The sequence below is a fragment of the Streptomyces sp. NPDC048441 genome (assembly GCF_043200235.1).
Taxonomy (GTDB): Bacteria; Actinomycetota; Actinomycetes; order Streptomycetales; family Streptomycetaceae; genus Streptomyces.
Window position 1 is genome coordinate 60,470 of record NZ_JBICXM010000013.1, and the last position, 13,610, is coordinate 74,079.

The window sequence follows — 13,610 nt, forward strand, 5'->3', positions numbered from 1 at the left end:
CGCACCACAGAGAGAGGCGCCAGAACATGCCGCACACCGCACGGTTCGTCATCGACCCGGAGTTCAGCGTCGGCGACGTCGACCCGCGCCTGTACGGAACCTTCGTCGAGCACATGGGACGTTGCGTCTACACCGGCATCCACGACCCCGGCCACCCCACAGCCGACGCCGCCGGATTCCGCGGTGATGTCGCCGACCTGGTGCGCGAACTCGGTACGGGCCTGGTGCGCTACCCCGGTGGCAACTTCGTCTCCGGATACCACTGGGAGGACGGCGTAGGCCCTGTCGCCGAGCGCCCGCGCCGCCTCGACCTGGCCTGGCGCTCCATCGAGACCAACCACGTCGGCACCAATGAATTCCTCGGCTGGGCACGCCAGTTGGGCCTCGACCCGATGATGGCCGTGAACCTCGGCACGCGCGGCATCGACGCTGCCCGAGCCCTGGTCGAGTACTGCAACCACCCCGGCGGCACCGCCTGGTCGGACCTGCGCATCAAGCACGGCATGCCCGAGCCGCACGACGTGAAGCTGTGGTGCCTGGGCAACGAGATGGACGGGCCTTGGCAGACGGGCCACAAGTCGGCCACCGAGTACGGACGGCTCGCGGCCGAGGCGGGCAAGGCGATGCGGCAGGTCGACCCGTCCATCGAGCTGGTCGCGTGCGGCAGCTCCAACTCCCGGATGCCGACCTTCGGCACCTGGGAGCGTGAAGTCCTGGAGCAGACGTACGACGAGGTCGACTACCTCTCCCTGCACGCCTATTACGAGGAGTTCGACGACGACCGTGCCAGCTTCCTCGCGTCGGGCGCGCACATGGACCAGTACATCCGCGACGTGGTGTCGACCGCCGATCACGTCCGGGCGGTGCGCGGCGCCAAGAAGCACATCAAGCTGTCCTTCGACGAGTGGAACGTCTGGTACGCCGCCCGCTTCCCCGGCGAGCGCAACCTGAAGACCGCCGAGACACCCCGGCTCATCGAGGACACGTACAGCGTCACCGACGCCGCCGTGGTCGGCTCGCTGCTCATCACGCTGCTGCGCAACGCCGACCGGGTGGCCGTCGCCTGCCTCGCCCAACTGGTCAATGTCATCGCGCCCATCCGCACCGAGCCCGGCGGTGCGAGCTGGCGCCAGACCATCTTCCACCCCTTCGCCCAGGCGGCCCGTTTCGCGACAGGACGTGTGCTGCGCACCGACGCCACCGGGCCTCGCATCGACACGCCTCAGTACGGGGATGTAGCCGCCCTCGACTCCGTGGTGACGTACGACGAGGAGAGCGGCGAGCTCACCGTCCTCGCCGTCAATCGCGGCCAGGAGCAGCCGCTGCGACTCGATGCCGCGCTGCGCGGGGATGCGGCCGGGTACCGCGTCGTGGAGCACCTGGTCCTCGCCGACCAGGACCCGGACGCGGTCAACACCGAGGCCGAACCGGACCGGGTGGTGCCGCGCCGCGCGTCCGGGACGCACATCACCGCGGAGGGCGCGCTCGCCGCGGAACTGCCGCCGGTCTCCTGGAACGTCATCCGGCTCGCCCCCCAAGGCGCCTGAGAGCTCCCGTAGTTCGAACCGCTCCGTCCCCCGCCCACCGCAGAGTCAGGAGAGGCACATGTCAGCGCACGACCCCGCACGACCACGTCTCCTCCGCCCCACCGTCCTGTTCCCCCTGCTGCTCGCCCTCCTGGCGGCGCTGTTCGTCACGCAGTCCGGGTCATCGGCCGACGCCGCGACCGGCACCCTGCTGCGGGACGGCACTGGCCTGTACCCGCGCGCCGTCAGACTCGCCCACAGTGGCGAGGCGAACGGCCGGATCCTGGCCTCCGTGGTGACGTTCTCCGGGAACGACGGACTCGGCGCCATTCACGAGAGCACGGACGGGGGCGCTTCGTTCCACGAGGCCGGCATCGTGCGCGACCCCGAGGCCGCGGGCGGGCAGGGTCTGTGCTGCTCGACCCTGTACGAACTTCCGCGGCGCATCGGTGACATGCCCGAGGGGACGCTGCTCTGGGCGGCATCGGTCGGCCAGGACGAGGCGAACCGGCGCATGTCCCTCCGCGTCTTCAAGAGCACTGACACAGGCCGCAGTTGGAGCTATCTGTCCACGATCGCCACGGCGCCGAACGACAAGGGCCTGTGGGAGCCGGAGTTCTCCGTCGACGCCTCGGGGCAGCTCGTCGCGCACTACTCCGACGAGACGGACGGGGCACACAGTCAGAAGCTCGTGGCCGCGCGCACTGCGGACGGGGTGCGCTGGACGGGGCACCACGACACCGTCGCGAGCACCCTGGCCTCGGACCGGCCCGGCATGGCGGTGGTCCGCAGGGTCGGCGACGGGACGTACTTCATGTCGTACGAGATCTGCGCCGCCGCAGGCCAGTTCGTGTGCGTCGTGCACTACCGCACCTCGTCCGACGGCTGGAATTGGGGCGCTCCCACCTCCCTCGGTATCCGCCCGGAGACCGCCGACGGCAAGTACTTCAAGCACGCGCCGAACCTGGCGTGGGCGCCCGAGGTGGGCAACCCGAAGGGGCGGCTTTTCCTCGTCGGCCAGGTCCTGTACAACCGCGACGGCAGCCGGGCGGCCGGGAGCGGGCGCACTGTCTGGGTCAACAGCTCGGGTGGGTCCGGCAGTTGGCGGGAGATTCCGGCGCCGGTCGCCGTCGAGTCGACGACCGTCGACTACTGCCCCAACTACAGCTCGAGCCTGTTGCCGTCGGCGGACGGCAACAGCCTGCTCGAAATCGCCACGGACTGGTCAGGATCGGTCTGCAAGCCGTACTTCGCCACGGGCTCGGTGTGATCCGCGGGTAAGCGGGAACGTGCACGTGATGGGCGGGAACGCCCGGCAAGGGTGTTCCCGCCCATCATGTTCCGCTGCCCTCGATCAGGGCGCGCTGAGAGGCCGCTGAGGGGCGTCAGTGCCGGGGGCCCTGCTTCCGGTCGCGCCGGGACTCGCCCTGCGGGTTGTCGAACTCGATCTCTTCCTTGCGCACGGTCTCGGAGATCTCACGTGTCTCGGTGACCTTCTCGGTCTCCAGACGGACGCGCTCGACCGGCACCGCTTCCTTGCGGACGACCGCCTTCTCGGCGTGCAGGGTCACTTCGGTCTCTTCCTCGCCGAACTTGGCCCGCGTGCCGTCGCCCTCGCGGATGGGTTCGCGTACGACGCGAACCTCGTCGTGGGTGATGGGGACGGACGTCTTCACGGTCTCGGTCCTGACCACCTTGTGCAGCCGGGCATGCCCGACCTCTTCGTCCTCCGTGCCCACCCGCAGCCGCTCCTCGGAGCGCACCATCTCGCTCGCCTTGCTGTCGTCGTCACCCGCCGCCGAGCGGGTCGCGAACTCGCGCGAGCCGGGGTTGCGTGCGCGGCCGTCGCCCGCACCCATGCCGGCACCCGCGCCGGCCATGCCCGCACCCATGCCCGCACCCGCTCCGGTCATGCCCGCAGCCGCGGTGCCGGTGCCAGTGGCAGTGCCGGTGCCCGCACTCGCGCGGCCACTCGCCGCCGGTGCGGAACGCGGCTTTGTACCGGTGGGCCGGGCGAGCCCGTAGTGGTCGTAGAGGTCATTCTCCTGGCCCGGTTCGAGGTGCTGGTCGGCGTCGACGCGGGGGGCCTCCTTGACGGCCTCCTTCGTGGCCGTCACGTGGAGCTGGTCGTCCTGGCGGCGGGCTCCGGCGAGCGGTACGAAGCTCTGCTTCATACCGAAGAAGCCGGTTTTGACGGTCACCCACTCCGGACGGCCGCTTCGGTCGTCCAGATACACCTGCTCGACGCTGCCGATCTTCTCGCCGGTCCGGTCGTAGGCCGTCAGGCCCGCGAGCCCGTCGGCGTTGGTGAAGGCCTCGCCCTGCGTCATGGGTGATCACTCCCTTGGATCGCGCGACGGGCAGAATCGAATCTCGCCACGGACGACGCGCGCCTGTCTCCATCGGGCTCTGTACCGGTGAACGACGCAACCAGAAGCGTCACTGAACGTGCGCGGGCCGTCCGGTGGGAGGGCTGCGGGCGGTTGACCACGGCGATCGGGCCGATCGAGTCCCCCCCTCCGCCAACTAGCCCATTCGGGTGACATAGGGAGAACGGGCCCGCTCCACCGTGAACTGTTGTCTGTGGTGATGTCGCCGTTCGGTGACATAGCGGACAGATCCGTGACGTGCGGAAGGGCAACGGGTGCGGGGTGTCGCGGGTCGTACGAGGCGTAGGAAGTCAGGAAATCGACCTTGAATACGGGGAGTTGACGACAATGAGCGTTCGTATGAGCCGAGGGCTGTGCGTGCTGGCCGCCGCGGGTGCCGTGGCGGGTGTGGTCGCGGGTACGGGCCCGGCAGCCGCCGCCGGTACGCCGCGGTTCCTGGCCCCGGCCGAACTGCCGCCGCACCAGTCGTCGGACTGGACCGCAGGACCGGTGACCGCCGGGCAGCCCGACCCGCTGCCGATGTGTGTGGGCGGGGCCCTGCCGTCGATCTCCATGTACCGCACCTATCGGACGGACCTCGACACCGGGGCCCTCCAGGTGACGGTGGTCGAGCGCAGCGAGCAGCGTGCGAAGGACTTCGCGGCGTTGCTGCGCAAGGATCTCGCGGGCTGTGCGGCGACGGTGATGAAGGAGAACCCCGACATCACCGCGACGCAGAAGTACTACGGGAAGCTGAACGTCGAGGAGGGGGCCCACGTCTACGGCGTCCACACCGAGTCCACGGGTGGAGCCTCCGACATCAACCTGTTCTCGGTCGGCAGGGACGGCAGCACGGTGACGCTCGTCCAGTGGGGGCAGCTGGGCGGCTTCGCCCAGGCGCAGGTGGCCGACTTCAAGGACACGACCGTCACGGCCGTCAACAAGCTGTACAGCTCTATTTCCAGCTAAGGTTAGGTGAGGCTAACTTTCTCGATCGTGAGATCAAGTGACCGCGCGGATAGCGCTCCACGTCCGCGCGGTCACGAACTGTCCGCTGTGCAGCCGCCGATAGCGGGCTCAGGGCGTCATGGCTTGCGGGCGAGGCCGCCGTGTTCGCCGATGGGTTCCGCGGTGGGGGAGGCGGCCTCCGGGCGCCAGAAGGGGACCGAGACGACCCCGGGGTCCAGGAGTTCCAGGCCGTCGAAGAACGCTGTGATCTTGTCGATGGGGCGCAGGAAGTAGGGGACGGCGCCGGTTTCGTTGTAGGCGTCCTGAGCCTGTTCGTAGTCGGCGTCGGTGCCCCGTGAGCCGTCGTTGATGGAGAGATAGCTGCCGGACGGCAGTCCCTCCATCAGCCGGGTGACGATCGTGCGTGCCCGGTCGTAGTCGCCGATGTGGCCCAGGATGTTGCTGAGGATCAGGGCCGTGGGGCGGCTCAGGTCCAGTGTCTCGGCCGCGGCCGCCAGGATGCGGTCGGGGTCGTACAGGTCGGCGTCTACGTAGGCGGTCGCTCCCTCGGGGGTGGAGGTGAGCAGGGCGCGGGCGTGCGCGAGAACCATCGGGTCGTGGTCGACGTAGACGATCCTGGTCGTGGGGTCGAGCCGCTGGGCGACCTCATGGGTGTTGTCCACGGTCGGCAGGCCGGTCCCGATGTCCAGGAACTGCCCGATGCCCGCCTCGGTGACCAGGTACGTGATGTTGCGGCGCAGGAAGGCGCGGCTGCTGCGGGCGACGGTGACGATGCCGGGGAAAACGGAGCTGTAGGCGTCGCCCGCTGCCTCGTCGACGGGGTAGTTGTCCTTGCCGCCTAGCCAGTAGTTCCAGATCCGGGCCGAGTGCGGCACCGATGTGTCGATCGTCTGATGCGTTGTCGGTCCGGGCGTCTTCGCGTCGTCGGTCATGGGTACCGTCCGTCTTTCCACCAGGCGTGAGAACTGTGCAAGGCACAACCTACGTCCCAACGATCCGGACGTGTACACCAGTTCAGGCTCCGGCGATTCGGGTCGCTCGGACGGACGTCCGGGGTATGGCAGGACGTCGCGCCCTCGGCGAGGATGCCCCTTCACGTGCGTCCGTGGATGGATTCCGTGGGGGCGTACGCGGCGCGGCGGGAGGCATCGCGATGGGTTCACACGCGGCGGCGAGACGGCGCAGGCCGGTCGTGTTCGCGGCACTCGGCACCACACTGCTCGCCGCCCTGCTTTCCATCCCGAGCGCCGGGGGTGCCCCGTGTTCGGCCGACGCCTGCGGCAGTACGGGCGTCGAGCTGCCGCGCGGCGACTGCGGGCCGTTCTGGCAGGTCGTCGCCGAGGACTTCAATGGCGACCGGGTGCCGCTCGGCGCGTTCAGCGGCTGCGACCATCACGCCGACACCTCCGCCGCGTACTGCGAAGGCCTCGACGGCCCCTATCGCGACAACTGGTGGGCCTATCCCACCGGTTGGCGCGACACGTCCAACGACCGGGGCAGGGACGTCGTCGGTGTCTACCACCCGGAGGACACCGTGAGCGTAGGCCCTGCGGAGAACGGCGACGGCCGTATGCGTATCCGGATGTGGCGACCGGACGACGGAGGTCCCGTCCACGCCGCGGCGGTCGTGCCGCGTGCCGTCATGCAGATGAAGTACGGCAAGTACAGCGCCCGCATCAAGGTGACCGAACCGGCCCCCGGCTATAAGTCGGCCTGGCTGCACTACGGCGGGGGCTGCGAGATGGACCACCCGGAGGGCAACTGGAACGGCTCCCTCACCGCCTTCCACCATCCCTGCGGCGGCGGCGAACAGGGCTCGTTCCGCGGCGCCGACGACTGGACCGAGTGGCACACGGTGTCGACCGAGTGGACCCCCGGAAACGTGCGCTTCTTCGTGGACGGCCGGGAGACGGGACACGACACCAGGGGAGTGCCGGACCACCCGCTGTCCTGGGTCCTGCAGAACGAGAGCGCGCTCGAAGGCCCGGGAGCGGCGCCGGGCAGCAGCGCGCAGCTGGAGATCACCTGGGTCGCCGCCTACGCGTACGGCTGGAAGTAGGGCCGGAGGGAGCCGGGTAGCCCACGCCGCTGCTTCAGCATGTTTCAGCGGGCACAGTTCGGCGAACCGTACCAATATGGTGGAAATCGGCTACTGCCTGTGACGACATCAGCCCACGACCCCCACTGGAGCACAACGTGAGCGGCACACCTGACCCGGCTTCCCCGACCGCACCGTCCGCATCCTGCGACCTGGTGCAAGTGGTCCTCGACGAGTGCTCCGTGGCCGACGCGGACGCCGTCTTCGGAGTGCTGCGCACCCACTTCGCCTCCGACCGCGGGGACGCGGCGCCCCACCGGACGGAGCAGCCGCTGCCCGCCGTCTGGACCGACGATTTCGTCGTCGACCACAGCACGGGACCCGTCCCGGGCGTGCTCCTCGCGGGCGCTGTCACCGCCGACCTGCAAGGCGGCCCGGTGGCGGTCGGCCACTTGCGGGACACGCTCGCATCGGCCTTCAGTGCCTCGGTCACCGGCACCGTCTCCGGTGACCAGGAGGTGCAGGTACAGCTCCGCCTGACAGGCCCCGAGCACGGAGAGCCGCCGCTTCCGCCGCAGTGAGCGGTCGTCAGCCGCCGGAGTCCGGGTCGGAGGGGCCGTACCAGACCGTCGTGGCGTTGCAGAACTCGCGGATGCCGTGCGCGGACAGCTCACGCCCGTAGCCCGAGCGCTTGATGCCGCCGAAGGGCAGACCGGGATGGGAGGCGGTCATGCCGTTGAAGAAGACGCCGCCCGCCTGGATGTCCCGTACGCAGCGCGCTACTTCGGTGTCGTCATGCGTCCACACATTCGAGCTGAGCCCGAACGGCGTGCCGTTGGCCAGCGCGATGGCCTCGCCCAGGTCCGCGACGCGGTAGAGCGTGGCCACCGGGCCGAACGCCTCCTCCCGGTGGATGCGCATCCGGTCGGTCACGTCAGCGAGCACGGTGGGGGAGTAGTACCAGCCGCGGTCCTGCTCCTTGGGACGCCGGCCGCCGCACAGCACGGTGGCACCGCGGCCGATCGCGTCGTCGACGAGTTCCTCCAGATCGCTGCGGCCCTGCTCGGTGGAGAGCGGGCCGACGTCGGTGTCCTCGCTCGCCGGGTCACCGACGGTCAACTCCCGCATACCGGCGACGAACCGGTCACGGAAGGCGTCGTGCACGTCGGTGTGCACGATGAAGCGTTTGGCGGCGATGCAGGACTGTCCGTTGTTCTGCACCCGGGCGGTCACAGCGGTCGCGGCGGCACGGTCGATGTCGGCGCTCGGAAGGACGAGGAACGGGTCGCTGCCGCCCAGTTCCAGGACGGTCTTCTTGATCTCGTCGCCCGCGACGGACGCCACCGCGCGACCGGCGGGCTCGCTGCCGGTGAGGGTCGCCGCCACCACCCGCCGGTCGCGCAGGATTCCTTCGACGGCGTCCGAGCCGACGAGCAGCGTCTGGAAACAGCCCTCGGGGAATCCGGCGCGGCGGAAGAGATCCTGAAGGTAGAGGGCGGTCTGCGGGACGTTCGACGCGTGCTTGAGCAGACCTACGTTGCCCGCCATGAGGGCGGGAGCGGCGAAACGTACAACCTGCCAGAGCGGAAAGTTCCACGGCATCACGGCGAGCACGATGCCGAGCGGGCGGTAGCGCACGATCGCCCGCGTCGCTCCGGAGTCCGCCACATCGGCCTGCGCGGGATGCTCGTCAGCGAGCAGTTCCGCTGCTCGCTCGGCGTACCAGCGCATGGCCTTGACGCACTTGGCCGCCTCGGCCCTTGCCGCCTTGACGGGCTTGCCCATCTCCGTCGTCATGGTCCGGGCGATGGCCGGGGCGTCCTCCTCCAGCAGGTCGGCCGCCCGGTTCAGGAGCCGGGCACGTTCGGCGAAGTCGCTGGTGCGGTACTGACGGAACGCCTCGTCGGCGACCGTGATCCTTTGCTCGACCTCCGCGCGGTCCAGCGACTCGAAGGTCTTGAGCGTCTCACCGGTGGCGGGATTCACCGTGGCGATGGGCATGAGATGCCTCCGATACGGCCCGGGAACCGGCTCGCAGCGATGCGGGCCCTGGATTTCCACCCTAGAGCCGCGTCCGCGAGGAGGCACGTGCCGAGAGGCACACGGGGCGGCGCCCCTCAGAGAATTTCCAGCGGCTGCTTGCGCACCGGCGCCGGGAACGCGGCATCCAGAGCCTGGAGGTCTTCGTCGGTGAGGTCGATGCCGAGGGCCGCGTGGTTCTCCTCCACGTGTGCCGCCGTGGAGGCCTTGGGGATGGCGATGACATCGTCGTGACGCAGCACCCAGGCGAGCGCCACCTGAAGCGGTGTGCTTCCGTGCGCCGACGCCACGGACTCCAGCGCTTGATGGCCGAGGACCAGGAACACCTCGTCACGGCGCCCGCGCATCGCCTCGCCGACCAGCTCCTCCGAGGCACCGCTGCCGTACATCTCGGCTGTGTCGATGAGCGTCATGCCCAGGTCGAGGCCCCTGCGGAGCGAGGCGAGCTGCTCGGAACGACGCGAGGGGTCGTCGCCCATCCGCGTCTTCTTCTGTAGGTTCCGCACAACATCGCCTACGAAAGACGATCACCACCAGTACGCGGGATAGCGCGGTGCGCTGGGGCGGGCGCACGAGGCGGCCCAGCCCGCGAGGACGAGCACCACGACCGAGCCGGCGAGCAGCGGCCCGAAGGTCAGGGGCGGTGGGGTGTTGAGGACGATGACGACGGCGGTCGCACAGGCCGGCGAGTGCGGGGTGCGGGCCACGGTCATCACGGCCAGGGCGATCCCCGCGGCCAGGGCCGCGGCCCAGGGGGCGCTGCCCAGCACGGCGGCGACCGCGTAGCCGACCCCCGCGGACAGCAGATGACCGGCGATCACACTGCGCGGCTGGGCCAGCGGAAGCCGGGGGACGCTGTGCACGATCGCGGCGGACGCCGCGAGCGGCGGTATCAGGACCGGCTCGTGGACGACGGAACCGACCGCGACCAGGGCGAGGAGGACGGCGGTGACGGCACTGATGTTGTGCACGGCGGTGCCCGTGGGCGGCGGGGCGGGGGCGCGGCCCGCGAGGCGGGGCCGGACACGGGGGCGTGGGCGGGCTGGGCCGGCAGGCGCGGGCGGCGCCTCGATGGCTTCGTCGGTGCTCAAGAGAAAGACGTTCCGGGACTGGGCCGACGGGGGACCCGGACGGCGGTGCGACAGAGGGGCAGGAGTCACCACGGCCACCCGTGCGGTCGGCAGGGGGTGCGGGCCGCGTCGGCGGCCCTGGGTTCGGGGCGTCCGCGTACTCGTCCGCAATCTTACGTAGTCCTGTTGTGTTGTCCGAGGTCAGGGCCGGTGAACAGGGTGGCGGAGATCACCCGGCGGGGTCGTTGGAGTCCCCCGGAATGAGATGCACCGCGGCTTCTTCGGCTGAGGCCGCACCGCCGTCGATGCCCATGTCCTCGCCGATCATGTCCTGCGCGGCGTCGTCCTCCGCGTCCTCGCCGGCCCCGTCGTCCGGGGTGAACAGGCGCCCGGCGCGGGCGTCTCCCACCTCCGCCACGTCGATCGGCTCGCCGTCCGTGTCGGTCGTGTCCCCGATGCCGTCGTCGTCCTCGGAAGGACCGGGAACTTCGAGCGCGGGGTCGGGCCGCTCCTCGGAGAGGCGTTCCGCCAGGCTCTCGCCGTCCTGCTGCTCCCGAGCGGTGGTGCCGGTGTGGGCCACGCCGAGGGGCCGCTCGGGAGGCGACCAGCCCTCGTCGTAGGGATCCGCCCCGCGGTCGTTGAGCGTGTCCTCCGCGTCGAGGATGCCCTCGTCCTCGCGGATCTCCTCGGCATCAGGCTGGTAGACCTCGTCGCCCATGGCCTCGTCGTCTCCCACGGCGCTCGTCCTCCTTCGTGCCTCGTGCCTCGTGCCTCGCGCCTCGCGCCTCGCGCCTCGCGCGTGACTGATGCTGATGTCCTGCCGTGTATCCACCCTGATCCAGAACACACATTCCGGCATGCGGAGGGGGAGGGGGCAGGCCGGGACAGCAGGTCAGGGCGTTTCCGGCGGCTGCCACTCCAGGAGCAACAGCGTGGCGTCGTCACGCAGTTGGTTGTCCTGCCGGTCGAGGATCGCGTGAATGAGCTGACGCAGTGCCTCCGGCGCCGGTTCGCCCGCGGCGGTCGCGCGGATGATGCTGTCCGTGAACCGCCCGAGGCCGAACTCGGTGCCGCCCCCGATCCGGAGCTCGGTGACGCCGTCGGTGTACATCAGCACCCGGTCACCCGGCTCGAGCGCCTCCTCGTGGACTTCCCACACCACGTCGGCCAGCACGGCGGGCGTGCCCAGGGGCGGCTGGGCCGGGCGCTCGAGCGCCCGGTCGAGCACGCGGTGATCCCGGATCAACAGCGGCGGCGGATGCCCGCAGTTGCACCACCGCAGCACCCCTTCGGCCAGGTCGAGCTGGGCGAGGATCCCCGTGCAGAACTGCTCCGGCAGCCACTGGGCCAGCGCATGTTGGACGGTGCTGACGAGCTCGGGCAGTTCGGCCTCGGCCCGGCGGGCGTTGCGGCAGCCGGCCAGGGCCACGGCGGTCGTCAGACCCGACGCGAGGTTGTGGCCCATGGCGTCCAGGATCGCCACGTGCAGGGTCGAAGGGGTCAGGGAGTGATCAAAGGCGTCTCCGGCGAGCGCGTACGCCGGTTCGAGCACGGCGGTCGAGATGACATGGGAGTTGCCGATCGTCCTGGGCGGCAGGAAGGCCCGCAGCATCTCGGCGGGAAGCCGCATGGTCTCGGACCGTGTCCGGCGTGCGAAGCTGTCGCTCGACGCCCGCTTCGAGGTGATCGTCATGGCCAGGACGGAGGCCAACATGCGGCAGCGCCGCAGCAGCGCGGCGTCCACGACCGCCGCTGTCGCACCGATGACACCGAGTCGCTCGGCACCGTCGATCAGCGGCAGCCAGGCGACGATCCTGCCCTGCGCCAGCTCCTCGACGCGCAGGGCGTGCGCCCGGTAGGCCGAACCTGCGACGGAGGTGTCCACACCGAGAGCGGGCGGCCCATCGGCCAGCGGCACCAGGCACCGCTGCTGGAGGTCCACGAGGTACACGTCGATCCGGTCGAGCCCGACGGTGTCGGCGAACCACTGCGTCACCTCGGGAAGCTCCATCGGCGCCGCCGCGTGAGCCGCCGCGAGCAGTTGCTCGAACAGTTGCTCTCCGGGTCCTGGCTGCCTGGGCCGGCTCGGCATCTGTGATCACCGCCTCACCAGCAGTCTCACACCCGGCCCCGGATTCCGCCCGGCCGCGGGCGGGCGCCCCGTCTCACCGGTCGACCCCGGTCCGCAGGTGCCCGCACGCGCAGCGTAAGGTCGCGGACCGGCCGCCTGCGGCCTAACCGGACCACATAGCCACCCGAACAAGGAGCCGCTGGTCATGCCAGCCAATGACGCCGCTGAGGCGCCGATCTACGACACCCTCGTCCAGGAGCACGGTGATGTCCTCGCGACAGCCCGCCGCGCCGCCGAGGAGACCCAGCAGAGAGCCGAGGCCGTGCTGGACTTCAGGGGGCCGATCACGGTCGTGCCGGACGCCCCGTCCGCCGAACCCGCGGCGTAGGCCTCCCCGGGGCGGGGGAGGCTCCGGCCCCTCACATGCTCCGCGGCCCGACATGGGCGACGCTGGAAGCACACGTACGCCGTCGCGGTCACCGGCGGCCGGAGGTGCTGATGGAGCCCGTGGAGGCCCTGGAACGGATCGCTTTTCTGCTGGAGCGCGGCCGAGCCCCGACCTACCGCGTGCGGGCCTTCCGCACCGCGGCCGCGGTGGTCGGAGGTCTTGCCGACGGCGAGACCGCGCGGCGCACCGCCGACGGGTCCCTCGAGTCGCTCAAGGGAATCGGGCCCAAGACCGCAGGTGTGGTCCGTGAGGCACTGGCAGGCGACGTGCCGGAGTACCTGGAGCGGCTCGAGGGTGAGGCGGACGTCCCGCTCACCGTCGGCGGCACCCGGCTGCGGGCGCTGCTGCGAGGCGACTGCCACCTGCACTCCGACTGGTCCGACGGCGGCAGCCCGATCGAGGAGATGGGCCGGGCGGCCAAGGCGCTCGGCCATGAGTGGGCCGTGCTCACCGACCACTCGCCACGGCTGACCATCGCACGCGGCCTGTCGCCGGAGCGGCTGCGCGCGCAGCTGGCCGTGCTGGCCGACCTCAACGAACGCTGGGCGCCCTTCCGGCTGCTCACGGGCATCGAGTGCGACATCCTCGATGACGGGTCGCTCGACCAGGAGCCCGACCTGCTCGACCAGCTCGACGTGGTGGTCGTCTCCGTGCACTCGAAGCTGCGTATGGACGCTGCCGCGATGACACGGCGCCTGGTCGCCGCCGTCAGTGACCCCCGGGCCGATGTGCTCGGTCACTGCACAGGCAGGCTCGTCACCGGGCGTGGCAGGCCCGAGTCGCGGTTCGACGCGGACGCGGTGTTCGCCGCGTGCGCTGCCGCGGGCACGGCGGTGGAGATCAACAGCCGCCCGGAGCGGCTCGACCCGCCGCGACGGCTGCTGCGCCGGGCCGTGGACGCCGGAGTCCTGTTCTCCGTGGACACCGACGCACACGCGCCGGGCCAGCTTGACTGGCAGGTGATCGGGTGCGCGCGGGCCGAGGAGTGCGGGGTTCCCGCCGAGCGTGTGGTGACGACCTGGACGGCGGAGAAGCTGCTTGCCTGGACGGGGGAGAAGCGGGCCGCCGGCTGAGGGCGG

At 70.6% G+C, this 13,610-nt stretch carries 14 protein-coding genes; 7 read left to right on the plus strand and 7 right to left on the minus strand.

Features of this window, described 5'->3' with window-relative positions; all coding sequences use genetic code 11:
• Positions 1 to 26: 26 nt before the first annotated feature.
• Both ACGFSB_RS28490 and ACGFSB_RS28495 read left to right on the plus strand, forming a co-directional pair.
• Complete coding sequence (locus tag ACGFSB_RS28490; RefSeq protein WP_393405065.1) at positions 27 to 1,547, plus strand: alpha-N-arabinofuranosidase; 1,521 nt, start codon at positions 27 to 29, stop codon at positions 1,545 to 1,547.
• Positions 1,548 to 1,605: 58 nt separating this feature from the next.
• A complete protein-coding gene (locus ACGFSB_RS28495; RefSeq protein ID WP_393405067.1) occupies positions 1,606 to 2,796 on the plus strand; it encodes a sialidase family protein in 1,191 nt (396 codons plus the stop codon).
• 115 nt (positions 2,797 to 2,911) lie between these two features.
• On the opposite strand, the gene ACGFSB_RS28500 is transcribed toward ACGFSB_RS28495, so the two are convergent.
• Entirely contained in the window at positions 2,912 to 3,856 is a 945-nt protein-coding gene (locus ACGFSB_RS28500) for a DUF2382 domain-containing protein (RefSeq protein WP_393405070.1), read from the minus strand.
• Between the two features lie 399 nt (positions 3,857 to 4,255).
• On the opposite strand from ACGFSB_RS28500, the gene ACGFSB_RS28505 reads away from it, so the two are divergent.
• Entirely contained in the window at positions 4,256 to 4,864 is a 609-nt protein-coding gene (locus tag ACGFSB_RS28505) for a hypothetical protein (protein ID WP_393405072.1), read from the plus strand.
• A gap of 116 nt (positions 4,865 to 4,980) precedes the next feature.
• Here the strand turns inward: ACGFSB_RS28505 and ACGFSB_RS28510 are convergent, their stop codons facing one another.
• Positions 4,981 to 5,796, minus strand: coding sequence for an SAM-dependent methyltransferase (locus ACGFSB_RS28510; protein WP_393405075.1), 816 nt, complete (start codon positions 5,794 to 5,796; stop codon positions 4,981 to 4,983).
• Positions 5,797 to 5,921: 125 nt separating this feature from the next.
• Between ACGFSB_RS28510 and ACGFSB_RS28515 the strand changes: the two genes are divergently transcribed.
• Positions 5,922 to 6,923, plus strand: coding sequence for a glycoside hydrolase family 16 protein (locus tag ACGFSB_RS28515; protein ID WP_393405078.1), 1,002 nt, complete (start codon positions 5,922 to 5,924; stop codon positions 6,921 to 6,923).
• Between the two features lie 137 nt (positions 6,924 to 7,060).
• A complete protein-coding gene (locus tag ACGFSB_RS28520; RefSeq protein ID WP_393405081.1) occupies positions 7,061 to 7,483 on the plus strand; it encodes a hypothetical protein in 423 nt (140 codons plus the stop codon).
• 7 nt (positions 7,484 to 7,490) lie between these two features.
• On the opposite strand, the gene ACGFSB_RS28525 is transcribed toward ACGFSB_RS28520, so the two are convergent.
• From ACGFSB_RS28525 to ACGFSB_RS28545, 5 genes are all read right to left on the minus strand, one after another.
• Positions 7,491 to 8,903, minus strand: a complete 1,413-nt coding sequence (locus tag ACGFSB_RS28525) for an NADP-dependent succinic semialdehyde dehydrogenase (RefSeq protein ID WP_393405083.1) — start codon at positions 8,901 to 8,903, stop codon at positions 7,491 to 7,493.
• Between the two features lie 116 nt (positions 8,904 to 9,019).
• A complete protein-coding gene (locus ACGFSB_RS28530) occupies positions 9,020 to 9,421 on the minus strand; it encodes an aldo/keto reductase (protein WP_393405086.1) in 402 nt (133 codons plus the stop codon).
• 48 nt (positions 9,422 to 9,469) lie between these two features.
• Positions 9,470 to 10,033: an HPP family protein gene (locus ACGFSB_RS28535; RefSeq protein ID WP_393405089.1), complete on the minus strand. Its 564-nt coding sequence runs from the start codon at positions 10,031 to 10,033 to the stop codon at positions 9,470 to 9,472.
• A 208-nt stretch (positions 10,034 to 10,241) separates the two neighbouring features.
• Complete coding sequence (locus tag ACGFSB_RS28540; protein WP_393405428.1) at positions 10,242 to 10,730, minus strand: DUF5709 domain-containing protein; 489 nt, start codon at positions 10,728 to 10,730, stop codon at positions 10,242 to 10,244.
• Between the two features lie 174 nt (positions 10,731 to 10,904).
• Complete coding sequence (locus ACGFSB_RS28545; RefSeq protein WP_393405094.1) at positions 10,905 to 12,104, minus strand: PP2C family protein-serine/threonine phosphatase; 1,200 nt, start codon at positions 12,102 to 12,104, stop codon at positions 10,905 to 10,907.
• A 184-nt stretch (positions 12,105 to 12,288) separates the two neighbouring features.
• On the opposite strand from ACGFSB_RS28545, the gene ACGFSB_RS28550 reads away from it, so the two are divergent.
• Positions 12,289 to 12,471, plus strand: coding sequence for a hypothetical protein (locus ACGFSB_RS28550; RefSeq protein WP_393405097.1), 183 nt, complete (start codon positions 12,289 to 12,291; stop codon positions 12,469 to 12,471).
• Between the two features lie 110 nt (positions 12,472 to 12,581).
• The gene (locus tag ACGFSB_RS28555) at positions 12,582 to 13,604 is read left to right on the plus strand and encodes a PHP domain-containing protein (RefSeq protein ID WP_393405099.1); all 1,023 of its coding nucleotides are present in this window, start codon (positions 12,582 to 12,584) and stop codon (positions 13,602 to 13,604) included.
• Positions 13,605 to 13,610 lie beyond the last annotated feature (6 nt).